Raw genomic sequence first — 22,755 nt, 5'->3', positions numbered from 1 at the left:
TGCCGCCGTGGCCTACGATTCGATTTTCAAAGCCGATCTGTTTGCCGACCAGACCATCATCGTCACCGGTGGCGGCAGCGGCATCGGTCGCTGCACCGCCCATGAACTGGCGGCCCTCGGAGCCCACGTGCTGCTGGTGGGGCGCAAGGCCGCCCGGCTGGAAGCCGTGGCGGCCGAGATTGTCGAAGATGGCGGTCGCGCCGATTGGCAGGCGTGCGACATCCGCGAAGAGGAGGCGGTCAGGCAACTGGTCAGTGAGCTGATCCGCCAGCACGGCCCGATCCATGGGTTGGTCAACAACGCCGGCGGCCAGTTTCCGTCGACGCTGGCCGCAATCAACCAGAAGGGTTTCGAAACCGTGATGCGCACCAATCTGGTGGGCGGCTTCCTGATGGCGCGGGAAGTGTTCAACCAGTCGATGAGCAAACACGGCGGCGCCATCGTCAACATGCTCGCCGACATGTGGGGCGGCATGCCCGGCATGGGCCACTCGGGCGCGGCGCGCTCGGGCATGGATAACCTGACCAAGACCGCGGCGTTCGAATGGGGTTACGCCGGCGTGCGGGTCAATGCGGTGGCGCCGGGCTGGATTGCCTCCAGCGGCATGGACACCTACGAAGGCGCCTTCAAGGCAGTGATTCCGACCTTGCGCGAACACGTGCCGCTCAAGCGCATCGGCACCGAATCGGAAGTCAGCGCGGCGATCGTGTTCCTGCTCAGCCCCGCCGCCGCCTTCATCAGCGGCAGTACCTTGCGCATCGACGGTGCCGCCAGCCTGGGCGGACGGGCATGGCCGCTGCACAAGGCGACCCACAGCGAATCCTATAACGGCTTCCACCGCGCCTGTCTCCCAGACGTGCTTCAGGACAAGGACTAAGTCATGCCAGTGATCGAGTCACACATCGACCCGCTCAGCGAACAGTTTGCCCGCAACCGAACGGCCATGCTGGCCGCTGTGGAGCACCTCCGTCAGCTGGAACAGAACCTGCTGGACAAGGCCGCTGAAGCCAAGCCCAAATTCGACAAGCGCGGGCAGCTGCTGCCCCGCGAACGTCTCAACCTGCTGCTCGACCCCGGCGCGCCGTTTCTCGAGCTGGCGAGCCTGGCCGGCTACAAATTGCATGACGACAAGGACGGCAGCTCGGCCGGTGGTGGCTTGATCGCCGGCATTGGCTACGTGTCCGGCGCCCGGGTCCTGGTGATTGCCAACAACAGCGCGATCAAGGGCGGCACGATTTCCCCCAGCGGCTTGAAAAAGTCCCTGCGCCTGCAACAGATCGCCATGGAAAACAAACTGCCGGTGATCACCCTCGCCGAAAGCGGCGGCGCCAACCTCAATTATGCGACGGAGATTTTCGTCGAAGGCGCACGCAGCTTTGCCAATCAGGCGCGGATGTCGGCCCTGGGCCTGCCGCAGATCACCGTCGTCCACGGCTCGGCCACGGCGGGTGGCGCCTATCAGCCGGGGCTCTCGGATTACGTGGTGGTCGTGCGTGGCAAGGCCAAGCTGTTTCTCGCCGGACCGCCGTTGCTCAAGGCCGCCACCGGTGAGGTGGCCACCGATGAGGAACTCGGTGGCGCCGAAATGCACGCGCAAACAGCAGGCACCGCCGAGTACCTGGCGGAAAACGATGCCGACGGCGTGCGCCAGGTGCGCGAGATTGTCGCGATGCTGGCCTGGAACGCTCAGTTGCCCTGGTTACCCGAACGCCAGTGGCAGCCGCCGCGCTACCCCATCGATGAACTGCTCGGGCTGATTCCCGACGACCCGAAAAAACCCTACGACGTACGCGAAATCATCGCGCGGATCGCTGACGGTTCGAACTTCCTCGAGTTCAAGGGCGAGTTCGATCAACAGACCGTCTGCGGCCACTTGCAGATCGAGGGTCGCGCCTGCGGCTTCATCGGCAACAATGGCCCGATCACGCCCAAAGGCGCGAGCAAGGCCGCGCAGTTCATTCAACTCTGCGACCAGAGCCGCACACCCCTGCTGTTCTTCCATAACACCACCGGTTTCATGGTCGGCACCGAGTCCGAGCAACAGGGTGTGATCAAGCACGGCGCCAAGATGATCCAGGCGGTGGCCAATGCGCGGGTGCCGAAACTGACCATCGTCGTCGGCGGTTCCTATGGCGCCGGCAACTACGCAATGTGCGGTCGAGGCCTGGATCCACGCTTCATTTTCGCCTGGCCCAACAGCCGCACGGCGGTGATGGGCGGCGCTCAGGCCGGCAAGGTGCTGCGCATCGTCACCGAGGCCAGGCAGCTCAAGGACGGGCTGACACCCGATCCGAAAATGCTCGACATGCTGGAGCAGGTCACCGCGCAGAAACTCGACAGCCAGTCCACCGCGCTGTACGGCAGCGCCAGCCTGTGGGACGACGGTCTGATCGACCCGCGAGACACCCGCACCCTGCTCGGTTACTTGCTGGACATCTGTCATGAGGCCGACGTGCGGCCACTGCACACCAACAGTTTTGGCGTAGCCCGGTTCTGAGCCGGCCAGAGGAGAACAATAAAAATGATCTTCACCCAGGAACACGAAGCACTGCGCCGTACCGTGCGCCAGTTCGTCGATCACGAGATCAACCCGCACGTCGAAGAATGGGAAAAGGCCGGGCGTTTTCCCATCCACGAGGTCCTGCGCAAGGCCGGTGAACTCGGCTTGCTGGGGATTTCCAAACCGGAAAAATTCGGCGGCATGGGCCTCGACTACAGCTATTCGATCGTCGCCGCCGAAGAGTTCGGCACCATCCATTGCGGCGGGATCCCGATGTCCATCGGCGTGCAGACCGACATGTGCACCCCGGCGCTGGCGCGGTTCGGCTCCGATGAATTGCGCGAGCAGTTCCTGCGCCCGGCGATCAGCGGCGAGCAGGTCGGTTGCATCGGGGTGTCCGAGGTCGGTGCCGGTTCCGACGTTGCCGGTTTGAAAACCAGCGCCCGCAAGGACGGCGACGACTACGTGATCAACGGCAGCAAAATGTGGATCACCAACTCGCCAAGCGCCGATTTCATCTGCCTGCTGGCCAACACCTCGGATGACAAGCCGCACGTCAACAAGTCGCTGATCATGGTGCCGATGAACACCCCGGGCATCAGCCTCAGCTCGCATCTGGACAAGCTGGGCATGCGCAGTTCGGAAACCGCCCAGGTGTTTTTCGACAACGTGCGCGTCCCGCAACGCAACCGCATCGGTCATGAAGGCGCGGGGTTCATGATGCAGATGCTGCAATTCCAGGAAGAACGCCTGTTCGGCGCGGCCAACATGATCAAGGGCCTGGAGTATTGCGTCGACAGCACCATCGAGTACTGCAAGGAGCGCAGGACGTTCGGCAGCGCGCTGATCGACAACCAGGTCATTCACTTCCGCCTGGCCGAACTGCAAACGGAAATCGAATGCCTGCGCGCGCTGGTCTACCAGGCCACCGAGCAATACGTCAGAGGCCAGGACGTCACGCGTCTGGCCTCGATGGCCAAGCTCAAGGCCGGACGATTGGGCCGGGAAGTCACCGACAGCTGTCTGCAATATTGGGGCGGCATGGGCTTCATGTGGGACAACCCGGTGGCCCGCGCCTACCGCGATGTGCGGCTGGTCTCCATCGGCGGCGGGGCCGACGAAATCATGCTGGGGATCATCTGCAAACTCATGGGCATCCTGCCGGGGAAAAAGAAATGAGCCCCCTGCCGGATTGCCAGACGTTGTTGCTCGAACAGCATAACGGCGTGCTGCACATCACCCTCAACCGCCCGCAAAGCCGCAATGCCATGAGCCTGCAAATGGTCGCCGAACTGCGTTCGGTGCTGGCGGCCACCCGTGATGACCGGGCGATCCGCGCCCTGGTGATGGGCGGGGCCGACGGGCATTTCTGCGCCGGTGGCGACATCAAGGACATGGCCGCTGCCCGTGCCCAGGGACCGGGCGCCTATCGCGACCTGAACCGCGCGTTCGGCTCGCTGCTGCAAGCGGTGCAACACGCGCCGCAAGTGGTGGTCACGGTGCTGCAAGGGGCGGTGCTCGGCGGTGGTTTTGGCCTGGCTTGCGTCAGTGACATCGCCATCGCCGATCATAAGGCGCAGTTCGGCCTGCCGGAAACCAGCCTCGGCCTGCTGCCCGCGCAGATCGCGCCTTTCGTGGTCCAGCGTATCGGCTTGACCCAGGCCCGTCGGCTGGCCCTGACCGCCGCACGCTTCGATGGCATGCAGGCACGTCGCATGGGCCTGGTGCACTTTGTCGAACAGGACCCGCAGGCCCTGGCCGAACGCCTCGATGAAGTGTTGGCCCATGTGTTGTGCTGCGCCCCGGGGGCGAATGCGGCCACCAAGCAGTTGCTGCTGGCCAGTGCGCTGCAGCCGTCGGATGAACTGCTCGATCAGGCGGCCGAGTGGTTCAGTGAAGCGGTGACTGGCGCGGAAGGAACCGAGGGCACCATCGCCTTCGTGCAGAAACGCAAACCGGGGTGGTCCTGTTGAAAGGCATCGCGAGCAGGCTCGCTCCCACACTTGAATGCGTTGCCACTGTGGGAGCGAGCCTGCTCGCGATGACGGCCTGACCGGCAACATCAACACTCGAGGAACAGCCCAATGCCCGGATTCAACAAAATCCTGATCGCCAATCGCGGTGAAATTGCCTGCCGCATCCAGCGCACCGCCCAGGCCCTCGGCTATCGCACCGTCGCAGTGTTCAGCGACGCCGATGCCGATGCCCTGCACGTACGAATCGCCGACGAAGCCGTCAACATCGGCCCGGCCCCGGTGCAGCAGTCCTATCTGAACACGGCGGCCATTCTCGAGGCCGCCCGCCGCAGCGGCGCCGACGCGATCCACCCCGGTTACGGTTTTCTCTCTGAAAACGCCGGCTTCGCGCGCGCCTGCCAGCAGGCCGGCCTCACCTTCATCGGCCCGAGCCCCGACGCCATCGAGCTGATGGGCAGCAAACGCCTGTCGAAACTGGCCATGCTCGACGCCGGCGTCCCCTGCATCAAGGGCTATCAGGGCGCCGAGCAGGACGACGCGACGCTGAGCCGCGAAGCCGAACGCATCGGCTTTCCGCTGATGATAAAGGCCAGCGCCGGCGGTGGCGGGCGCGGCATGCGCCTGGTGCACGATGCCGCGGACTTGCTGGCGCAGGTTCGCACCGCGCGCTCGGAAGCCTTGAATGGGTTCGGCAGCGATGAACTGATCCTCGAACAAGCCCTGATCGATCCGCGCCACGTCGAAGTCCAGCTGTTCGGCGATCAGCACGGCAACCTGATCTACCTCGGTGAGCGCGACTGTTCGATCCAGCGTCGTCACCAGAAAGTCATCGAGGAAGCGCCCTGCCCGGTCATGACCGCCGAACTGCGCCAGGCCATGGGCGAAGCGGCGCTCAAGGCCGGTCGGGCGGTGAATTACGTGGGCGCCGGCACCGTGGAGTTTCTGCTGGACGCGCGTGGGCAGTTCTACTTTCTGGAGATGAACACCCGGTTGCAGGTGGAGCATCCGGTCACCGAACTGATCACCGGCCTGGACCTGGTGGCCTGGCAACTGCACATCGCTCAGGGGCAGCCGCTGCCGTTGCGCCAGGAGCAGGTGCAACTCAGCGGCCACGCCATGGAAGTGCGCCTGTATGCCGAAGATCCGACCCAGGGATTCCTGCCGCAGACCGGACGCGTCGTCGCCTGGCAGCCGGCCCTGCAAAACGGCGTGCGCATCGACCATGGCCTGGTCGAAGGACAGCACGTCAGCCCGTTCTATGACCCGATGCTGGGCAAGCTCATTGCCCATGGCGCGACCCGGGAAGAGGCCCGGCGCAAGTTGCTGCGGGCGGTGCAGGACAGCGTGCTGCTGGGCCTGCCGAGCAATCAGCGCCTGCTCGCCAGCCTGCTGGACCACCCACAGTTCATCAGCGGGACGTTCAGCACCGGCTTCATTCCGACATTTTTCGCCGACCATCCGTGCCTGCACCCTCATGTTCCCGGCGCCGAAGAACTGGCGACGGCAGCGGCGCTGTTCCATCACACCTCGGCCCAGGCTCATCCCGGCGCACGGGCCGGTTGGCGCAACAACGCCAGCGTGCCGCTGAAGTACCGCATCGGTGTCGAGGATCAGGACTGGCCGGTGCAGATCAACGCGGTCGCAGGCGAACCTTATCGCGTCGAGGTCGGCACGCGGGTGCTCGCCCTGAGTGTGATTCACTGCGACGGGCACTGGGCCACCCTGGAAATCGATGGCCTGCGCCAGCGCCATGCCTATCGCCTCGAAGACGGACAGCTCTGGCTGTTTTCCCGCCCCGGCAGCCTGCGCCTGGTGGACCGCACACAGGCGCAGGTCAGCCGTCAGGCGAGCGCCAGCTCCGGCACGCTCAAGGCGCCGATGGACGGAGCGATCGTCGATGTGCTGGTGACAGAAGGCAGTCCGGTGAGCAAAGGCCAACTGCTGGTGGTGCTCGAAGCCATGAAGATGGAGCATCCGCTGAAATCCGGCATTGATGGCGTGCTCAAGCGCTTGCAGGTGAGGGTGGGCGACCAGGTGAAAAACCGGCAGATTTTACTGGAGGTCGAATAACCCGCTAGGCGGATGCGTCGGCTTTGGCTACGCTCAAGCGCATCAGCACGCGGATATCAGGAACCCTGCAATGCCTCATTGGCTGGTCATTGACCTGGAAGCCACCACCGATGAAGGCGGTTGGCCGGTCACGGAAATGGAAATCATCGAAATCGGCGCCACGCTGGTGGATCGCCAAGGACGCGAGCAGGACCATTTCCAGCGATTCGTGCGCCCGCTGCGGCGGCCGCTGCTCACGGCGTTTTGCCGGGAGCTGACCCACATCACCCAGGCCAACATCGACAGCGCACAACCCTTGACCGAAGTCTGGCCATCTTTCGAACGCTGGCTGGGCCAGCATCACTCGCGCCTGGAAGGCTGGGCCAGTTGGGGCGACTACGACCGCAAGCAACTGGTTCAGGAATGGCAGCGCCTGCAACTCGACAGCCAGCTGAGCCGCGTACCGCACATGAACCTCAAGCAGCGCTTTGCCAAGGCCAGGAGGCTGGATCGCCCGCTGGGCCTCAACGGCGCACTGCAACTGGCGGGATTGCAGTTCAACGGCCAACAGCACCGGGCGCTGGAGGATGCGCGCAATACAGCACGTCTGTTACCGCTGATTCTGCCCCTCTAGAGAGGTGACGCGGCCCGGGGCCTTGTGCATACTGGCCGGCCTTTTTCAGCCCTTTTCGAGGAATCGCCCATGTTCAAAGTCAACGAGTACTTCGACGGCACCGTCAAGTCGATCGCGTTCGGCACCGCTGAAGGTCCGGCGACCATCGGCGTCATGGCTCCGGGCGAATACGAATTCGGCACCAGCCAACGGGAAATCATGCACGTGGTCAGCGGCGCCCTCACCGTCAAGCTGCCAGACAGCAGCGACTGGGAAACCTTCGACGCCGGCAGCCAGTTCAACGTGCCCGCCAACAGCAAGTTCCAGCTGAAAGTGGCCGTCGACACCGCTTACCTGTGCGAATACCGCGGCTAACCCTGCGATTTCAAGCGCAAAAAAAATGCCCGTGTCCCAGGACACGGGCATTTTTCATTCAGGCTCGTTTATTCCAGCACGGTCACCGGCATGCCCACTTCGAGTTGACCGTTACCGTCGTTGACCAGGTTCTGGCCGAACATCGCCCCCTCTTCCCGGGCCCGGTATTTCTGCAAGGTCGCGAACGGTTCACGGTCGTCGCTGCGCACGCCGGTCTGCGGATCGATGGTGGTCAGGATGCAGCGTGAACACGGCTTGACCACGCGGAACTCGACCTCGCCAATGCGGATTCGCTTCCAGTTGTCCTCGGCGAAAGCCTCGGCGCCCTCGATCACCAGGTTCGGCCGAAAGCGCAGCATTTCCAACGGGCGCCCGACCTTGTTCGACAAATCCTCGAGGGAGGCCTGGCCAATCAGCAACAAGGGGAAACCATCGGCGAACGCCACCTGATCGTCGTCCTTGCCGTAGCCCGCCTGCGTGGTGCGCGCGCGGTCCAGCGGTATCTGCACAAGGCGAGTCGGTTTGCCGATGAAGCCACTGACCCAGGCGGCCGCCTCGTCACCGGCATCGGGCACACGCAAGGTGTCGCGCCAGATGGTCACGCCGCGCAGCTCTGCATCATCTGCCGGCAGGGCGACATCGATCGTCGGGTGGCCCGGCGCGCTGAGGGTCAAACCGCCACGGGCATTCCACAACGCCGACAACTGACTCATCTGCGCCACTGCACGCTGGGTCAGGAAACGCCCGCTGGCCTCGTCCACCAACATCCAGCGTCGATCCCCGTCCAGCCCGAGCTTGTCGAGGCTGACCTGATTCAAGGCTTCGCCCTTGCCGGATTTCAACGGAAAACGATAAAGCGCGCTCAGACGCAGCATGTCCAGCTCCCCAGATGGTCAAAAACGCCACCCTATACGAGCTTCAGCGCCGAATCAAAGCGCAAATCGTGGAAGCGAGCCGGCTCGCGAAAGCGATTCCACATTCAGCCTGAATGTCGAATAGCAGTCTCGCTCCCACAGTAGGCGTCAAGCAGGCACAGCGTCGAGCATCAGGCGCTGGCGCACCACGTCGACCAGCTTGTCCGGCTGGAATTTGGAGAGGAAATTGTCGCAGCCGACCTTCTTCACCATCGAGTCGTTGAAGCTGCCCGACAGCGACGTGTGCAGCACCACGTAGAGGCCGCGCAGGCGCGGGTCATTGCGGATCTCGGTGGTCAGGCGATAACCGTCCATTTCCGGCATCTCCGCGTCGGTAAAGACCATCAGCAGCTTGTCGGTCATGTTGACGCCGGTGTCCGCCCAGCCCTTGAGCATGTTCAACGCTTTCAAACCATCGCTGGCGATGTGCATCTTCACGCCCAACTGGCCCAGGGTGTCGCGCAATTGCGAGAGGGCCACGTTGGAATCGTCCACCAGCAGCACTTCGCGGCCACGGGCACGCTCCAGGACCGGATCGTCGAGTTTGTCGCGGGACACCTTGGCGTTGTACGGGACGATTTCAGCCAGTACTTTTTCGACGTCGATGATTTCCACCAGTTGATCGTCGACCTTGCTGATCGCGGTCAGGTAATGCTGGCGGCCAGCGCTGCTCGGTGGCGGCAAAATGGCTTCCCAGTTCATGTTGACGATGCGGTCCACGCCACCGACCAGGAAGGCCTGCACCGAACGATTGTACTCGGTGACGATGATCGTACTGGTCGGACTGGGCACCAGCGGACGCATGCCGATGGCCTGGGACAGGTCAATCACCGGCAGGGTCTGACCACGCAGGTTGACCACACCGCAGACGAACGGGTGACGCTGGGGCATCAGGGTCAGCTTCGGCAGTTGCAACACTTCCTGGACCTTGAACACGTTGATTGCGAACAATTGCCGCCCCGCCAGTCGGAACATGAGAATTTCCAGGCGATTCTCACCCACCAGTTGCGTGCGTTGGTCTACCGTGTCGAGAATGCCGGCCATCAATGACTCCTGGGCTTGTTCTGATGAATTCACTAAAGAGGGTTATCGGCTGTTTTGGCCGGAGCTTGACCCCCGCACAAAATGCCATCACAGCATTGATGTCACATTAACATCATGCTTTACTAGCGTCCTCAATTCATCTGCTTCAATCCCTGCGGCGCGACCACAATTCGCACGTTAGGTTCCCGTGCGTAAGGGAATCCCTGAGCAACAATCAGGCCCAACCTGATATTCGCAATATCCAATAGCCATTAATGTGACGCCATTCTCACTGCATGAACGGAGTCAGGCTTTTGTGTGCGATCGCAGATCAGTGGATTTCCACCTTCTCGAGCTCCCCTGCCTGCCTTCACGTCGGTTGGAACGCGATCTCTTACAACCGGCCAGCATCGGCTTCAGACCATCCTAATCAATACAAACGACACGCCCTCACTTGACATGAAGTTGTGGAGATAAGCATGCCGAACGACCGTAAAGAGTGGGCCCAACGGCTCCCGGAATTTCTCGTCGAGGCAGAAACGCTCCTGGCCAAATCCGAGGAGTGCCTGAGTCATCTGCAATTGATCAGCAATGACAAGGACGCCATCGAGTGCATGATGAGCACCCTGCTGAAACTGGCCAGCAAGGCCGACGCCCTCGCGCTGGTCGCTGTTTCGGAGTTCTCGCTGCACATTCATGGCCTGCTCAATCATGCCCAACAACACATGGACCTGCATGCCCAGGCACTGGGAGCGCTGAAAGACTGCTTCACCCTGATGGCATGGCAACTCGAATTGATCGATCAGACAACCGGGCAACTGTGCCTGGATGACAGCGAACAGACATCGCTGATCGAAGCCTTTGCCTTCCAGGTCGGGCAAAGCCAGTTTCATCCACCCGCCCACGCAAAACCGCTCAGGCTCATCTCTTTTCCATAACCCCGTCGTGGGTTTCTGCCAACTATGCAGTGGTTCGTATTCTTATTTACCATGAGACCAATCGGTAACTTGAATACACTTGCGCGACGCGATTGAATATTGCGCCTACGACAATTCGATACAAAAAAACCTTCTCCCTGAAAACTTCCCCATTGTGGAACTAACGTCCTACACCCTTTAATTCCTGACGACTCGGACATATTTACCAAACGCGACCAACGGTATCTTAAGTGGTATTATGCCGGCCATTAATTGAAGTCAATTATTGGCAAACAGTGACCCAGACAGAGACTCGTCGACAACTCGACCGGTCTGCCCGCAGCGAACATCCATTGGCTCCATCCGTTATGTACGCCAGCCTCAAGTCAATTATCTCGTGGCCACCCTCCGGAGAAAACGCACGCCGGTTCACGCTGTTGCTGTGTGCCTGCTCGACACTTGGAAACCTGGCGGTCTTTTGCCTGTCCACCCGCCTGCCCCTCATTCTGCTCTTGCTCAATATGGCGACCCTGGCTGCACTCCTGGTGCAGTATGGTCTTTCGCGAAAGTCGATAAAATTCGAACCCCAGGAGTTGGCTGACCGACTGTTGAAGGTTCAGGAAAATGAACGCCACCGACTCAGTCGCGAACTGCATGACGATATCGGCCAATTGCTCACAGCCGCCAAACTTCAAGGGCAATGGCTCAAGCGCCGAATGCCTGAAGAACTGCAGGAGCAATGCGCCGTGCTTTGCGACACCCTGGAAGAAACCCTGACCAAAGTCCGGGATGTATCGGCCATTCTCAACCCCAGGCAGTTGACGAGCCTGGGACTGGAAGCCAGCCTGCGTGCGCACCTGCTCAAGACCCTGGCCAATACACCGGTGAACTGGAGCCTGGAATGCCACTCGCGCCTGACCGGCATCCCCGAAGAAATGGCCCTGGCTGCCTTCAGGATCACCCAGGAAGCCGTCACCAACATCCTGCGCCATGCCGATGCGAACAACCTGTTGGTTCGCCTGCAACGCCAGCCTGAGGGCCTGACGTTATCGATCAGCGATGATGGCCAGGGATTCGCCCCGGCATCAGACCCGGGGCGCGAGGGCCAACGCGGAATGGCCGGGATGTCGGAACGGATCGACCAGTTGGGAGGCACGCTGCGTGTGATCAGCGAGCCCGGCAAAGGCACTCAAATCGAAGCTCTCTTCCCCTGGGCGCCGCGTGCGCTGGAACGGGCCAGTACCCATAAGGTTATGCATTGACTTGTAATTTACTACTGGTGGATGACCACTCGCTGATCAGGGCGGGCGTGCGCGCCCTGGTGCTGGATATCCCCGGCTATGCGGTAATCGGTGAAGCCAACGACGGCTCGCAGTTGCTGGAGATGTTCGAGCAGTTATCCCCGGACATCGTCCTGCTGGACATTTCCATGAAGCAGACCGGCGGCCTGGAAGCCTTGCAGCGGCTCAAGCGTCTGCATCCGCAAAGCAGGGTGTTGATCCTGTCGATGCACACCGACCCGGCATTGATCATGCAGGCACTGGAATCCGGTGCCCATGGTTATCTGCTCAAGGACACCACGGCCACCGAGCTCGAACATGCCCTGATGGCCTTGAGCAATAACGAACGCTACCTCAGCCCGGCCATCGCCCACACCGTCATCAACCAGGCGCTGACCCGAAACCAGAAGCTGCAGCCCGACCCCGCCGACTCGCACAACCTGACGGCGCGCCAGCTGGAAATCCTGCGACTGATCGTTCGCGGCAAATCCACCCGGGAAATCGCCAACGGCCTGGGCCTGAGCATCAAGACTGTTGAAACCCATCGCTCGCAAATCATGAAACGCCTGCAGATCTACGACGTGGCCGGGTTGGTGCTGTTCGCCGTGCGCGAGCAGATCATCAGCCTGGATGACTGATTGCCGTCGGATGACTCAGTAACGGCGAGTCAGGCGGCAAATGCACCCGCAGTGCCGCCGGGCGCGCCGAGAAGCGCAGACTGTCGCCTTCCAGAGGCTCGCCATCGAGGTTGATGCAGAGGCCTTCCGCAACCTTGATTTCAACCCACGGCAGGCGAGCCCGCACGAACAGGCTGTCCATCCCGAAGCCATCGGAGAGCAGGCTTTTCAACGTACCGACCACTTCCTGCGGGGCCGGCAGAATGCTGATATCCAGCAGACCATCGTCAGCCAAAGCCTGCGGGCATAACTCATGCCCACCCCCCGCCTGGCGACCATTGCCAATGCCCAGCGCCAGCAACTCGCCGCTCCACTGGAAATCCGGGCCATTGAGTTCACCATAAGCCGCATGCAACTCACTGAAGCGTGACAGCCCGGTGAACAGGTAAGCCGCGCCTCCGAGCACTTTTTTCAATTCCTCGGAGGTGTTAGCGGTGACCTGACTGCCAAAGCCACCCGTGGCCATATTCAGGAACACCTGCCCACCCACCTCGCCGAGATCAATGGCACGCGGCTCGGTATCCAGAAGGTCCAGGGCCTGGGCTGGCTCAAGGGGCACCCCGGCGGCGCGGGCAAAGTCGTTGGCGGTTCCCAGCGGCATCAGCACCAGACTGGCCTGCGTCGAATGCGCGGCCATGGCCTCGGCAATGTCGCGCAATGTCCCGTCCCCCCCGCCGGCAATGATTCGCTCGTATCCCGCCGCCAGCGCTTCGTCCACCCATCGTTGAGCGTCGCCGGCCTCCCAGGTGAGGCGTACAGCCAGCTCCCAACCTTGTGCACGTCGATCCTGAACAGCCGCCCGGACCTCCTCGTTGAGCGCCTGTTTACCGTGCAGAATCAACAGTGCCTTGCGTTCGCCCATCGTGGTCACTCCCGTGTGTGTAATACGTATGGAAATGTGACCCCTGCGCACCGCATAAAAGTCGCAAAAATATGAATTATTTCAAGCTGAACGCTGGCGAGGTCCTACAAAGCGGGATTTTTTCTTACAAAACGTGAGGAATCGGCTCAATTGACCCGCGAGGATGATTGGTCCAACTTGGCGATCAGGTTGACCCGTCATCACCCGCACTACAGGGACGTACCATGCAAAGCCTTGACACCCATGCACCGGTCGCTCCGGTCTCACCGCTCGCAGAAAGGCGGGCCTTTTATCAAACCGAACGGAAAACCACAGCACAATCCACTGGAGAAGTTGATATGGAACCTCGTGTCGTCGAGCTGGAAACGCACCTTAAATACATCCGCAGAGACATGGAGGAAGTCCGGTGCGACGTCAGGTCCATCAAGCACAGGCTCGCCTATTCCGCCGGCGGAACAGCCGTCGTGCTCGGCCTGCTCGGATGGATCGCCAACAGCCGCTTCGATCAACTGGTGGCCCTGGTCGTTCATTAAGCGGCAACCACACAGGCTAAACCCGGCTCAATGAACCGGGTTTGCGCACGACAGGCCTCAGCCCAGCACTTCACTCAACGGAATGAAGCCAACGCTGTCACCTTCGACCAAGGTGCGTCCTTCCAGCACCTCCACCAGGCCATCAGCCCACGCAGCACTGCGCAAGACGCCCGAACTCTGGTTTCTGTAGATGATTGCCCGGCCGTTCTCGAGGCGTCCGCGCAAATACTCACGTCGCTGACCGGCCTTGGGCCAGGCAAATCCGGCTGGCACCTGGAACTTCAGGGGCTCAAGCTCCGTGACGCCCTGGCGGCGCAGGAGGTAGGGCTTCGCCAACAACGCAAAGGTCACCAGAGTCGACGCCGGATTTCCGGGCAAACCGATCACAGGAACACCACGGAAATGCCCGAACGTCAGCGGCTTGCCCGGCTTGATCGCGAGTTTCCACAAGGTCAGCTCGCCCTCTTCCCGCAGGACGATACCCAGGAAATCCGCCTCCCCCACCGAAACGCCGCCGGTCGACATAATCAGATCGACATCCTTCAGCTCACCCAGGCGGGCACGCGTCGTCTCAAGGTTGTCGGGAAGAATGCCGGCGTCGATCACTTCACAACCCAGACGTTGCAACCAGCTGCACAGCAGCACTCGATTGCTGTTGTAGATCTGGCCCGGCCCCAACGCCTGCCCCGGTTCAACCAGTTCATCGCCCGTGGACAGTACAGCGACGCGAACCTTGCGGACCACGTCCAGCTCCGCACAGCCCAGGGACGCCGCCAAACCCTGCTCGATCGAGCCCAGTCGCGTGCCCGCAGACAGGATCAGCTCACCAGCGGTGGCTTCCTGGCCCTGTGGACGAATATTTTGCCCAGACGCCAACGCCTCGGTGAATCGGACACGGTCATCGGCCAGCACCTCGGCGTTTTCCTGCATCTCGACGCAGTCGGCGCCTGCCGGGACCGGTGCGCCGGTGAAGATTCGTGCACACGTCCCTGGCGTCAAAGGCTGCGCAGCGTTACCCGCGAAAACCTTCTGGCTGACCGGCAACGGCTCTCCCGTCCAATCGGCCGCGCGCAAGGCGTAACCGTCCATTGCACTGTTGGGCCACGGCGGCAGATCCAGCGTCGAGACCAGGTCATCGGCCAATACGCGGCCCTGTACCTGTGCCAGCGGCAGGCGTTCACGCTCGACGATCGGCGAGAGCGCAGCCATTTCCAGCAAGCGCGCCTGAGCCACTTCGAGCGCCATCAAGCTGCCGGTCTTCCCTGGCTTACCCGCGGGATTCACAAGGCGCCGCCTGTTTCAGATGAGGCACGAAATTGCACGGACGGTGCCGGGAATCCAGTTGCTCGGCAAGAATGCCGTCCCAACCGGTGCGCACGGCATTGGTCGAACCCGGCAGGCAGCACACCAGCGTGCCGTTGGCGAGGCCGGCCAGGGCCCGGGATTGAACCGTGGAGGTACCGATATCCGCTACCGATATCTGGCGGAACAGCTCGCCAAAGCCGTCAACCTGCTTGTCCAGCAGGCAGCTGACGGCTTCAGGCGTACTGTCGCGTCCGGTGAAGCCGGTGCCGCCGGTGATCAGCACCACCTGTACGACATCGTCGGCAATCCAGTTGGCAACTTGCGCACGAATTTTGTAGAGATCATCTTTGAGCAGAACCCGGGCGGCCAGGTTATGACCGGCAGCGCTCAAGCGATCGACGAAGACCTGGCCCGAGGTATCGGTTTCCAGGGTACGAGTGTCACTGACCGTCAACACCGCGATATTGAGCGGTGCAAAAGGTACATCAGCCTTGGCTTTCATAGGCTCATCCAGTTGTAGGAGAAACAGCCCGGTGTTATATCACAGCGCCCTCTTTTTTTGCCGCTCCCATGGAGACCTGCCATGAGCTCGAACACACCGCTGCCACCCTGCTCCATTCTGCTCCTGGCCGGTGGACGCGGCCAACGCATGGGCGGTCGCGACAAGGGCTTGATCGAGTGGCAAGGCGAACCCCTGATCGCACATCTTCAACGCAAGACCCGTCCGCTGACCGACGACCTGATCATCTCCTGCAACAGGAATCTGGATAAATACGCGCCCTACGCCGACCGGTTGGTCCATGATGACGAAGGTGAGTTTCCCGGCCCCCTGGCCGGTATTCGTGCGGGCTTGCAGGTCGCTCACCATCGCTTCCTGATGGTCTTGCCCTGCGACGTGCCACGCATCGACACCGCGCTGTTGCACAGCATGCTTGAAACCGCCGGCCAGCATCCGGATCACCCCTTGATGCTGCGACACGGTGAACACTGGGAACCCCTGCTCAGCGTGATTCCCGTCGCACTGCGCGATACGTTCGAAAGTGCCTGGCATGACGGCGAGCGCAGCCCGGGTCGCATCATGCGCAAACTGGGCGCCACCGCGCTGCAATGCCCCGACAACGATCCGCGCCTGGCCAACCTCAATACGCCGCAATTGCTCAATGTCCCCATCAACGCGTCAGAGTGACACTAGCCAAGGAACTTGCGCGCGTTGTATACGTCTCACCCACAGTGACCAAAAGAATTCCCATCGGAGATACACTCATGACTCAACGGACCCTCGCCACTTGCATGCTCGCACTGGGCCTAGCGACCCTGGCCGGTTGCGCATCGCCTACTGTGATCACCCTGAATGACGGTCGCGAAATCCAGGCCGTCGACACCCCGAAATATGACGACGAAGCCGGTTTCTACGAGTTCGAACAATTGGACGGCAAGCAAACCCGCGTCAACAAGGATCAGGTTCGTACCGTTAAAGAGCTGTAAGAGCCGGATGCGAAAAAGCCCGCTTCATGCGGGCTTTTTTACGCCTGAAAACCGCGCTCACCATGACAAGGTCAGCGTGCTTGCAAAATCTCGTTGCTCACCGGTGACCGGATCGACGAACCGCAAGCCCTGGGCGAGCAGCTTCAGGGGGTTGGCATAATCGTCCGGGGCGTCCTTGACCACGTGCGGGTAGAACGGGTCATTGCAGATACTGGCTCCCAGCGCCGTCATGTGCACACGCAACTGGTGCTTCTTGCCCGTCACCGGGTAAAGGCCGTAACGCCATAGATCACCATTCTTCTCCCGGACTTCGACAGCCGTCTCGCTGTTACAGGCACCGGGGCCTTCCTGCATGCGGAAAAACGGTTCGCCATCGATCAACCGGCTTTTGTGAGTCAGGGGAAAGGTCAACTCCGGTAACGCCCGGGCAATGGCCTCGTAGCGTTTTTCGATCTGTCGCGTGGGAAACAACGATTGATAGGCGGAACGGCTCAGAGGGTTGGCGGAAAACAACACCAACCCCGCCGTATGCCGGTCAATGCGATGCAAAGGCACGAGGTGCGGGTTATCCAGGCGCCGGATCAACCGCCGCAGCAGGGTCTGCTCCACGTACTCACCCGCCGGGGTCACCGGCAGGAAATGCGGTTTGTCGGCGACCACCAGATGCTCGTCGGCATACAGGATCGACTCGATCACCGGGATGGGCTTCTCGTCCGGGACTTCGCGAAAATAATGAATCCGCAAACCTTCCCTGTAGGCCAGATCCAGGGGAATGGGCACGCCATTGCCGTCAAGGACGCGCCCCCGGGCAATCCTGTCCAGCCATTGCTCGCGGCCAATGGCGCTGAAGTGTTCACACAGGCAATCGAGTACGGTCTGCCACGACCCCGGCGGCAGGTAAAGTGTACTGGCCTGGTTGTGCGCAGCGGAAAATGAAGTAGTGGACATACAGACGCTCGGACCCTCGATGCAGGCCCGCATTATCCAGCAGCGCCCTCATCGAGCCTAGAAAAGAATCCTCAGGCTCGGATCGACTGAGCGCTGGCGGCCGCTTCGGTGTACTCCTTGAGCCAACGCAGCACATCCACCGCTTCCCAGCGCATCGGATCATAGAGTGCATACAACAATCCCTGATAGCCCACGACGTCCAGCTGTCGGTGATAACCCGCACGCTGGAACAGCGCTTCGATCTCGGCAAAACAGGTGTTGAAATGCAATTTGTTGAACGGTGTCTTGCCTTCCGTGACCAGGCCGTCCAGGCGCAACTCACTGACAGCCTCCCGCACGACGTCCGCCGACATCAGGTTAACGCTGCTCTTCAATTGTTCGACATTGACCAAGGTGCATCCTCTGACTGGCGCGATTGCCTGTGCGGAACCGAAAGATAACGACAGGACAGGCAACCCAGTTAACTGTATGAACATACAGTAACCGAATAAACCCGCTTCGCCAATGCTGGAGCACATTCAAAGCATCGGTCGGTCAGCGCAGAAACGCGACCACCTGCTCGGCGTCGAACGGCCAGTCGAGTTCGGCCCCCGTATCCAGGCGCCGCAGGACCGGAATGCGCAAACCGTAGTCTTCGACCCAGTCTTCGTTCTCCGCAATATCGACCAGTTCCACCAGCAAACCGTGCTCGACCAGCGGCATCAGTTCTTCTTCGGCAAGCTCGCAAAGGTGACACCCCAGGGTGCCGAACAGCTGACATTCAGGAGGCATGAGTGAAGGATCCGGCAAAATAGGCACTTATTCTAGGCCGGGGATCAGAAGCAGTCGAGTCACTGCCCAGGCCCACTGGCACAGGCGAAACTCGGAAAGATTCGGGCAACGGCTGACACACATCATCCGCCCCTGGTAACAATTGCGTGATCCTCGCCGCTTTTTGCCTCTACGCTGGAGTGGCCAGCGTTCGTTCCCGGAGTGTCCCGTGTTTGCCAATCTGCTGATCATTCTCGCCTCCTCACTGGTGGTGATTGCCTTGTTCCAGCGTCTGCGCCTGCCGCCGGTACTGGGCTATCTGTGTGTCGGGCTGATGATCGGGCCGACGGCGTTCAACTGGGTCAACGAGAGTGAAGAATTGCCCGATCTCGCCGAACTCGGGGTGGTGTTCCTGCTGTTTTCCCTGGGGTTGGAGTTTTCCCTGTCGAAAATGCTCGCGTTGCGCAAGGTGGTGTTCAGGCTGGGCAGCCAGCAAGTGCTGCTCACCGCGCTACTGCTGGGCGGGCTGCTGATGCTGTTGGGCCTGCCGGCGACGCCTGCGCTGCTGCTGGGTGCCGGCCTGTCGCTATCGTCCACTGCCATTGTCAGCAAGGAGCTGGGCAGTCTCGGCGAGATTTTCAGCAGCCACGGGCAGAACGCCATCGCCGTGCTGCTGTTCCAGGACGTGGTGGCCGTGTTGTTGCTGACCCTGGTACCGGTCTTCGCCGGCAGCAGCGATCAGGCCTGGTACTGGGCATTGCCGGTGACACTGGGCAAGACCGTGGTGCTGTTCTTCGGCCTGCTGCTGGCCAGTCGCTGGTTATTGCCGCGCCTGTTCCACGAAGTGGCGGCTGCCCGCTCCCCGGAGCTGTTTGTACTGCTGGCCTTGGTGATCGTGTTGCTGACGGCCTGGTTGACTCATCTGCTCGGACTCTCGCCGGCGCTGGGCGCGTTTCTCGCTGGCATGTTGCTGGGGGAAAGCCACTATCGCCATCAGATCGAAGCCGACATCCGCCCGTTCCGCGACATCCTGCTCGGCGTGTTCTTCGTCAGTATCGGCATGCTCATCGACTTGCAGCTGTTCGCCAGCCACGGACTGCTGATTCTTGGCCTGACCCTGGGGTTGCTGGTGATCAAGGGCTGCGTCGTCGCGCTGCTGGTCAGATGGCGTGGCAGTGACGCCGAGACTGCCTGGCGCAGCGGCCTGGCCCTGGCCCAGGGCGGCGAGTTCTGCTTTGCGCTGATGGCCCTGATGCAACAGAACGAACTGATGCCGGCCGAGATTGGCGGGTTGCTGCTGGCCGCAACCTTCTGCTCGATGCTACTGACGCCCCTGTTGCTACGGGCCGCACCGCGCATCGCCTTGCGCCTGCATCGCAAGCCCAATGAGGAAGCCAAGCTCGAGGAAATCAGCGCGCTCAATGCCGGGTTGCACAGCCATGTGGTGATTTGTGGCTACGGTCGGGTCGGTCAGTCCATTGGCCGCTTTCTGCGGCACGCCCAGCAACCCTACATCGCACTGGACAACGACCCGGTGCGCGTCCAGGAAGCTGGCGTGAGCGAAACCTGCGTGCATTATGGAGACTCCCGTCGGGGCGAGCTGCTGGTCGCCGTCGGGCTGGAGCGTGCGCGGCTGCTGGTAATCGCCGTCGACCAGGCCGACATAGCCCTGCTGATACTCAAGGAGGCCCGCCGGTTCAATCCGGCGGTGCCGATCCTGGTGCGCACCCGGGACGACAGCCAGTTGACCGAGTTGAAAGCGGCGGGCGCCAGCGAAGTGGTGCCCGAACTGCTCGAGTCCAGCCTGATGCTCGCTTCTCATGCGCTGATCATGCTGGGCCTGCCCGGCCAGCAGGTCCAGGATCGGGTCGATCAGGTGCGGCGCGATCGTTATCGCCTGTTGCACGACTTTTACCCCGGCGCCGAGGACGTGGAGAATTGATTCAATCCTGGCTGACGGCGCCGATCTTGTGCACCGACAGGTCGGCACCGTAATACTCTTCTTCCTGGCTCAGGCGCAGGCCGTGCAACGCCTTGATCACCCCGTACACCGCGAAGCCACCGGCCAGCGCAACGACCACGCCCAGCGTCGTGCCGATCAACTGACTGATCAGGCTTACACCGCCCAGGCCTCCCAATGCGCTCTGGCCGAAGATGCCACAGGCGATCCCGCCCCAGACACCGCACAGGCCATGCAACGGCCAGACACCCAGCACATCGTCGATGTGCCATCTGCCTTGGGCGGCGGTAAAGCACCAGACGAACAGGGCTCCGGCAATGGCTCCCGTCACCAGCGCACCCACCGGGTGCATCAGATCGGAACCGGCACAAATCGCCACCAGCCCGGCCAACGGGCCGTTATGCAGAAAGCCCGGGTCATTGCGCCCAACGATCAACGCCGCCACGGTGCCACCGACCATCGCCATCAGCGAGTTGACCGCCACCAGGCCACTGACCCCCTGCAGGGTTTGCGCGCTCATCACGTTGAAACCGAACCAGCCAACGATCAGGATCCACGAGCCCAGTGCCAGGAACGGGATGCTCGACGGCGCGAATGCCACCAGTCTTCCCTCGCGATAACGTCCCTGCCTGGGTCCGAGCAGCAACACCGCCGCCAGTGCCAGCCAGCCGCCCATGGCGTGGACCACCACCGAACCGGCGAAATCATGGAAGCCGGCGCCGAAATGCTCCAACAACCAGGCTTGCAAGCCATAGTTACCGTTCCAGATCATGCCCTCGAAGAAGGGATAGATGAACGCCACGATCAACGCTGTGGCGCACAACTGCGGCACGAACCGGGCGCGCTCGGCGATGCCGCCGGAAATGATGGCGGGTATCGCAGCCGCAAACGTCAGCAGGAAGAAAAACTTCACCAGGCCGTAACCATGATCGGCATTGATCACGGCTGCCGGTTGCAGGAATGTCACGCCGTAGGAAATCCAGTAGCCTATAAAGAAGTAGGCCAGGGTCGAAATCGCGAAGTCGCTGAGAATCTTCGACAGGGCATTGACCTGGTTCTTCTGGCGAACCGTACCGACTTCGAGAAAGGCAAAACCGGCGTGCATGGCCAGGACCATGACCGCACCGATCAGGATGAACAGGGTGTTGGAGCTGTGGACCAGACTCTCCACAGCGCTTTGCAGATTTTCCATGGATGGGCAGACCTGAAGGCTAGAAAAAGCACCAAAGCAGTTCGCGCAGGACGCTCATGCACCAAGTTGACCCCATCTGGAGTCGACGGACTGATCCAGATGAACCGCTTTGGCGCAAAAAAGGGAAACCTTCGCGCGGGTTTTCGTTATTGAGATAAGGTTTTGCTCGATTCACGCCCAGCAACAGCGCAGGCATGCGGGCTGACGCACCACGACAAAGCAAAAGACGTACCACTGATTTGTACTGAACCTTCGCGCAAGGCTCATACTCGAACGCAACAGAAGCCACTTACGGAGATTCACCATGGCCAGCCTCAAGGCAAAGACTGCTCAAGAAATCCTGATGAACGACTTTCAGACGCTCGTCAGCGACACCGAACGTTTGCTGGAACACACGGCCACCCTGGCGGGCGATCAGGCTGACGAGTTGCGCGAACAAATCCACGACAGTCTGCTGCGCGCACGCGAAACCTTGAAACTGACCGAAGACTCCTTGCGCGAACGCGGCCAGGCCGCTGTCACCGCTACCGAAGACTACGTCCAGGCCAACCCATGGCAATCGGTCGGCATCGCCGCCGGCGTGGGTTTCCTGATCGGTCTGCTGGCAACGCGGCGCTGATCATGGCGATCGGTGAATCCGGCTCGTCCGCAACGGGCCCAGGCTCCTCATCGCGGCGCCTGGGCGCCGCATTCCTTGGATTGCTGCACAGCCATGTCGAACTGTTCGGCATCGAATTGCAGGAACAGAAAGCCCGCACCGTCAGCCTGTTGCTGTTCGCCGGCCTGGCGCTGGTGTTTGCCTTGCTGTTGCTGGTGGGCCTGTCGACGCTGGTCCTGATCCTGTTCTGGGACACCTATCGCCTGCCCGCCATCATCGGGCTCTGTGTGTTCTACACCCTGGCCTGCATCTTCTGCGGACTACGCCTGAGAGCCGCAATCTTCGATGAGTCCTCGCCCTTCCACGGCACGCTGGAAGAACTGGCCAATGATCGGGAGCGACTGTTGCCATGAACCTGCCCGAACTGCCTCGCAACAGCTCACGCACGGAGATGCGCAAGGCGCTGATCCGCCTGCGCATGGAAATGCATCGACAGGAAATACGCCAGGAGTCCTCGCAACTGCTGCAACCCCTGCAGCGGGTACGCGGGATGACACAAAACCTGCACAGCGGTCTGGGCATCAAGCATGCCCCGCTCTGGGGCATGGCGGCCGTTACCCTGCTGGGGTTCCTGACCGGCAAGGGTGCCAAAAGCGGTGGCGCCAGCGGCCTGACGCGACTGGTACGCCTGGCCACCACCCTGGGGCCATTGATCAAACTGGTCGTGACCGCCCCACCCAAACACTGAAGCCACTATCTGGCTGCATTCTTGCAACGTCTGCGCGATGAACCTCTTCA

Annotated in this window: 26 protein-coding genes; 17 read left to right on the top strand and 9 right to left on the bottom strand. The window is 61.4% G+C overall.

Annotation, left to right across the window (positions count from 1 at the left end; genetic code table 11):
• Window positions 1-7: 7 nt before the first annotated feature.
• The 7 genes from IB249_RS15860 (at window position 8) to IB249_RS15830 (ending at window position 7,513) form a co-directional block, all read left to right on the top strand.
• Complete coding sequence (locus IB249_RS15860) at window positions 8-877, top strand: SDR family oxidoreductase (protein ID WP_192306289.1); 870 nt, start codon at window positions 8-10, stop codon at window positions 875-877.
• Between the two features lie 3 nt (window positions 878-880).
• Window positions 881-2,497 carry a geranyl-CoA carboxylase subunit beta gene (gene atuC, locus IB249_RS15855; protein ID WP_192306287.1) on the top strand — a complete coding sequence of 539 codons (1,617 nt, stop codon included), beginning with the start codon at window positions 881-883 and terminating at the stop codon, window positions 2,495-2,497.
• 24 nt (window positions 2,498-2,521) lie between these two features.
• Window positions 2,522-3,679 carry a citronellyl-CoA dehydrogenase gene (gene atuD, locus IB249_RS15850; RefSeq protein WP_192306286.1) on the top strand — a complete coding sequence of 386 codons (1,158 nt, stop codon included), beginning with the start codon at window positions 2,522-2,524 and terminating at the stop codon, window positions 3,677-3,679.
• On the top strand, window positions 3,676-4,473 hold the full coding sequence (locus IB249_RS15845; protein ID WP_192306284.1) for an enoyl-CoA hydratase/isomerase family protein: 798 nt from the start codon (window positions 3,676-3,678) through the stop codon (window positions 4,471-4,473). The genes atuD and IB249_RS15845 overlap by 4 nt, the downstream gene beginning before the upstream one ends.
• A 111-nt stretch (window positions 4,474-4,584) precedes the next feature.
• Entirely contained in the window at window positions 4,585-6,546 is a 1,962-nt protein-coding gene (locus IB249_RS15840) for an acetyl/propionyl/methylcrotonyl-CoA carboxylase subunit alpha (RefSeq protein WP_192306282.1), read from the top strand.
• Between the two features lie 70 nt (window positions 6,547-6,616).
• On the top strand, window positions 6,617-7,159 hold the full coding sequence (locus IB249_RS15835; RefSeq protein ID WP_192306280.1) for an exonuclease domain-containing protein: 543 nt from the start codon (window positions 6,617-6,619) through the stop codon (window positions 7,157-7,159).
• A gap of 69 nt (window positions 7,160-7,228) precedes the next feature.
• Complete coding sequence (locus tag IB249_RS15830; RefSeq protein WP_192306278.1) at window positions 7,229-7,513, top strand: pyrimidine/purine nucleoside phosphorylase; 285 nt, start codon at window positions 7,229-7,231, stop codon at window positions 7,511-7,513.
• A gap of 68 nt (window positions 7,514-7,581) precedes the next feature.
• On the opposite strand, the gene IB249_RS15825 is transcribed toward IB249_RS15830, so the two are convergent.
• A complete protein-coding gene (locus tag IB249_RS15825) occupies window positions 7,582-8,388 on the bottom strand; it encodes an MOSC domain-containing protein (RefSeq protein WP_192306276.1) in 807 nt (268 codons plus the stop codon).
• Between the two features lie 147 nt (window positions 8,389-8,535).
• Entirely contained in the window at window positions 8,536-9,471 is a 936-nt protein-coding gene (locus IB249_RS15820) for a chemotaxis protein CheV (RefSeq protein ID WP_192306275.1), read from the bottom strand.
• A 458-nt stretch (window positions 9,472-9,929) separates the two neighbouring features.
• On the opposite strand from IB249_RS15820, the gene IB249_RS15815 reads away from it, so the two are divergent.
• The 3 genes from IB249_RS15815 (at window position 9,930) to IB249_RS15805 (ending at window position 12,285) form a co-directional block, all read left to right on the top strand.
• Window positions 9,930-10,388, top strand: a complete 459-nt coding sequence (locus IB249_RS15815; RefSeq protein ID WP_192306273.1) for a hypothetical protein — start codon at window positions 9,930-9,932, stop codon at window positions 10,386-10,388.
• Window positions 10,389-10,735: 347 nt separating this feature from the next.
• Entirely contained in the window at window positions 10,736-11,629 is an 894-nt protein-coding gene (locus tag IB249_RS15810; RefSeq protein ID WP_192306417.1) for a sensor histidine kinase, read from the top strand.
• Complete coding sequence (locus IB249_RS15805) at window positions 11,626-12,285, top strand: response regulator transcription factor (RefSeq protein WP_192306271.1); 660 nt, start codon at window positions 11,626-11,628, stop codon at window positions 12,283-12,285. The genes IB249_RS15810 and IB249_RS15805 overlap by 4 nt, the downstream gene beginning before the upstream one ends.
• On the opposite strand, the gene yegS is transcribed toward IB249_RS15805, so the two are convergent.
• Window positions 12,269-13,186 carry a lipid kinase YegS gene (gene yegS / locus IB249_RS15800; RefSeq protein ID WP_192306269.1) on the bottom strand — a complete coding sequence of 306 codons (918 nt, stop codon included), beginning with the start codon at window positions 13,184-13,186 and terminating at the stop codon, window positions 12,269-12,271. The genes IB249_RS15805 and yegS overlap by 17 nt on opposite strands.
• A gap of 224 nt (window positions 13,187-13,410) precedes the next feature.
• On the opposite strand from yegS, the gene IB249_RS15795 reads away from it, so the two are divergent.
• Window positions 13,411-13,719 (top strand): hypothetical protein, encoded by a 309-nt coding sequence (locus IB249_RS15795; RefSeq protein WP_192306267.1) that lies wholly within the window; start codon window positions 13,411-13,413, stop codon window positions 13,717-13,719.
• A gap of 57 nt (window positions 13,720-13,776) precedes the next feature.
• Here IB249_RS15795 and glp read toward each other — a convergent pair whose 3' ends face one another.
• Together glp and moaB are read right to left on the bottom strand one after the other, a co-directional pair.
• Window positions 13,777-15,003 carry a gephyrin-like molybdotransferase Glp gene (gene glp / locus IB249_RS15790; protein ID WP_192306265.1) on the bottom strand — a complete coding sequence of 409 codons (1,227 nt, stop codon included), beginning with the start codon at window positions 15,001-15,003 and terminating at the stop codon, window positions 13,777-13,779.
• On the bottom strand, window positions 14,987-15,526 hold the full coding sequence (gene moaB, locus IB249_RS15785) for a molybdenum cofactor biosynthesis protein B (protein WP_157711526.1): 540 nt from the start codon (window positions 15,524-15,526) through the stop codon (window positions 14,987-14,989). Before moaB ends, glp begins: the two co-directional genes overlap by 17 nt.
• Window positions 15,527-15,607: 81 nt before the next feature.
• Between moaB and mobA the strand changes: the two genes are divergently transcribed.
• Window positions 15,608-16,210, top strand: a complete 603-nt coding sequence (mobA, locus tag IB249_RS15780) for a molybdenum cofactor guanylyltransferase MobA (protein WP_192306263.1) — start codon at window positions 15,608-15,610, stop codon at window positions 16,208-16,210.
• A gap of 77 nt (window positions 16,211-16,287) precedes the next feature.
• Entirely contained in the window at window positions 16,288-16,509 is a 222-nt protein-coding gene (locus IB249_RS15775; protein WP_192306261.1) for a YgdI/YgdR family lipoprotein, read from the top strand.
• A 57-nt stretch (window positions 16,510-16,566) separates the two neighbouring features.
• On the opposite strand, the gene IB249_RS15770 is transcribed toward IB249_RS15775, so the two are convergent.
• The 3 genes from IB249_RS15770 to IB249_RS15760 form a co-directional block, all read right to left on the bottom strand.
• Complete coding sequence (locus IB249_RS15770) at window positions 16,567-17,457, bottom strand: pseudouridine synthase (protein WP_192306259.1); 891 nt, start codon at window positions 17,455-17,457, stop codon at window positions 16,567-16,569.
• A 71-nt stretch (window positions 17,458-17,528) separates the two neighbouring features.
• On the bottom strand, window positions 17,529-17,849 hold the full coding sequence (locus IB249_RS15765) for a transcriptional regulator (protein WP_192306258.1): 321 nt from the start codon (window positions 17,847-17,849) through the stop codon (window positions 17,529-17,531).
• A 142-nt stretch (window positions 17,850-17,991) separates the two neighbouring features.
• Window positions 17,992-18,228, bottom strand: a complete 237-nt coding sequence (locus IB249_RS15760; protein ID WP_192306256.1) for a glutaredoxin family protein — start codon at window positions 18,226-18,228, stop codon at window positions 17,992-17,994.
• A gap of 208 nt (window positions 18,229-18,436) precedes the next feature.
• On the opposite strand from IB249_RS15760, the gene IB249_RS15755 reads away from it, so the two are divergent.
• Window positions 18,437-20,149: a cation:proton antiporter gene (locus IB249_RS15755; protein WP_192306254.1), complete on the top strand. Its 1,713-nt coding sequence runs from the start codon at window positions 18,437-18,439 to the stop codon at window positions 20,147-20,149.
• A gap of 1 nt (window position 20,150) precedes the next feature.
• Here IB249_RS15755 and IB249_RS15750 read toward each other — a convergent pair whose 3' ends face one another.
• Window positions 20,151-21,359, bottom strand: coding sequence for an ammonium transporter (locus IB249_RS15750; protein ID WP_192306252.1), 1,209 nt, complete (start codon window positions 21,357-21,359; stop codon window positions 20,151-20,153).
• Window positions 21,360-21,663: 304 nt separating this feature from the next.
• Here IB249_RS15750 and IB249_RS15745 point away from each other — a divergent pair, with 304 nt between their 5' ends.
• The 3 genes from IB249_RS15745 to IB249_RS15735 are packed head-to-tail and all read left to right on the top strand — an operon-like array spanning window position 21,664 to window position 22,705.
• A complete protein-coding gene (locus tag IB249_RS15745) occupies window positions 21,664-21,978 on the top strand; it encodes a DUF883 family protein (RefSeq protein ID WP_192306250.1) in 315 nt (104 codons plus the stop codon).
• A 2-nt stretch (window positions 21,979-21,980) separates the two neighbouring features.
• A complete protein-coding gene (locus tag IB249_RS15740; RefSeq protein ID WP_192306248.1) occupies window positions 21,981-22,370 on the top strand; it encodes a phage holin family protein in 390 nt (129 codons plus the stop codon).
• Window positions 22,367-22,705: a hypothetical protein gene (locus IB249_RS15735; protein ID WP_192306229.1), complete on the top strand. Its 339-nt coding sequence runs from the start codon at window positions 22,367-22,369 to the stop codon at window positions 22,703-22,705. Before IB249_RS15740 ends, IB249_RS15735 begins: the two co-directional genes overlap by 4 nt.
• Window positions 22,706-22,755 lie beyond the last annotated feature (50 nt).

This window comes from Pseudomonas sp. PDM04, assembly GCF_014851765.1.
GTDB lineage: Bacteria > Pseudomonadota > Gammaproteobacteria > Pseudomonadales > Pseudomonadaceae > Aquipseudomonas.
Note: the sequence above shows the minus strand (reverse complement) of the source record. Positions and strands in the feature narration are given on the sequence as shown.

Excerpts from the sequence above, each read along its gene's own strand:
- atuC (WP_192306287.1), top strand. The coding sequence starts at position 881 with ATGCCAGTGATCGAGTCACACATCGACCCGCTCAGCGAACAGTTTGCC.
- atuD (WP_192306286.1), top strand. The coding sequence starts at position 2,522 with ATGATCTTCACCCAGGAACACGAAGCACTGCGCCGTACCGTGCGCCAG.
- IB249_RS15845 (WP_192306284.1), top strand. The coding sequence starts at position 3,676 with ATGAGCCCCCTGCCGGATTGCCAGACGTTGTTGCTCGAACAGCATAAC.
- IB249_RS15840 (WP_192306282.1), top strand. The coding sequence starts at position 4,585 with ATGCCCGGATTCAACAAAATCCTGATCGCCAATCGCGGTGAAATTGCC.
- IB249_RS15835 (WP_192306280.1), top strand. The coding sequence starts at position 6,617 with ATGCCTCATTGGCTGGTCATTGACCTGGAAGCCACCACCGATGAAGGC.
- IB249_RS15830 (WP_192306278.1), top strand. The coding sequence starts at position 7,229 with ATGTTCAAAGTCAACGAGTACTTCGACGGCACCGTCAAGTCGATCGCG.
- IB249_RS15825 (WP_192306276.1), bottom strand. The coding sequence starts at position 8,388 with ATGCTGCGTCTGAGCGCGCTTTATCGTTTTCCGTTGAAATCCGGCAAG.
- IB249_RS15820 (WP_192306275.1), bottom strand. The coding sequence starts at position 9,471 with ATGGCCGGCATTCTCGACACGGTAGACCAACGCACGCAACTGGTGGGT.
- IB249_RS15815 (WP_192306273.1), top strand. The coding sequence starts at position 9,930 with ATGCCGAACGACCGTAAAGAGTGGGCCCAACGGCTCCCGGAATTTCTC.
- IB249_RS15810 (WP_192306417.1), top strand. The coding sequence starts at position 10,736 with ATGTACGCCAGCCTCAAGTCAATTATCTCGTGGCCACCCTCCGGAGAA.
- yegS (WP_192306269.1), bottom strand. The coding sequence starts at position 13,186 with ATGGGCGAACGCAAGGCACTGTTGATTCTGCACGGTAAACAGGCGCTC.
- IB249_RS15795 (WP_192306267.1), top strand. The coding sequence starts at position 13,411 with ATGCAAAGCCTTGACACCCATGCACCGGTCGCTCCGGTCTCACCGCTC.
- moaB (WP_157711526.1), bottom strand. The coding sequence starts at position 15,526 with ATGAAAGCCAAGGCTGATGTACCTTTTGCACCGCTCAATATCGCGGTG.
- mobA (WP_192306263.1), top strand. The coding sequence starts at position 15,608 with ATGAGCTCGAACACACCGCTGCCACCCTGCTCCATTCTGCTCCTGGCC.
- IB249_RS15775 (WP_192306261.1), top strand. The coding sequence starts at position 16,288 with ATGACTCAACGGACCCTCGCCACTTGCATGCTCGCACTGGGCCTAGCG.
- IB249_RS15770 (WP_192306259.1), bottom strand. The coding sequence starts at position 17,457 with ATGTCCACTACTTCATTTTCCGCTGCGCACAACCAGGCCAGTACACTT.
- IB249_RS15760 (WP_192306256.1), bottom strand. The coding sequence starts at position 18,228 with ATGCCTCCTGAATGTCAGCTGTTCGGCACCCTGGGGTGTCACCTTTGC.
- IB249_RS15750 (WP_192306252.1), bottom strand. The coding sequence starts at position 21,359 with ATGGAAAATCTGCAAAGCGCTGTGGAGAGTCTGGTCCACAGCTCCAAC.
- IB249_RS15745 (WP_192306250.1), top strand. The coding sequence starts at position 21,664 with ATGGCCAGCCTCAAGGCAAAGACTGCTCAAGAAATCCTGATGAACGAC.
- IB249_RS15740 (WP_192306248.1), top strand. The coding sequence starts at position 21,981 with ATGGCGATCGGTGAATCCGGCTCGTCCGCAACGGGCCCAGGCTCCTCA.
- IB249_RS15735 (WP_192306229.1), top strand. The coding sequence starts at position 22,367 with ATGAACCTGCCCGAACTGCCTCGCAACAGCTCACGCACGGAGATGCGC.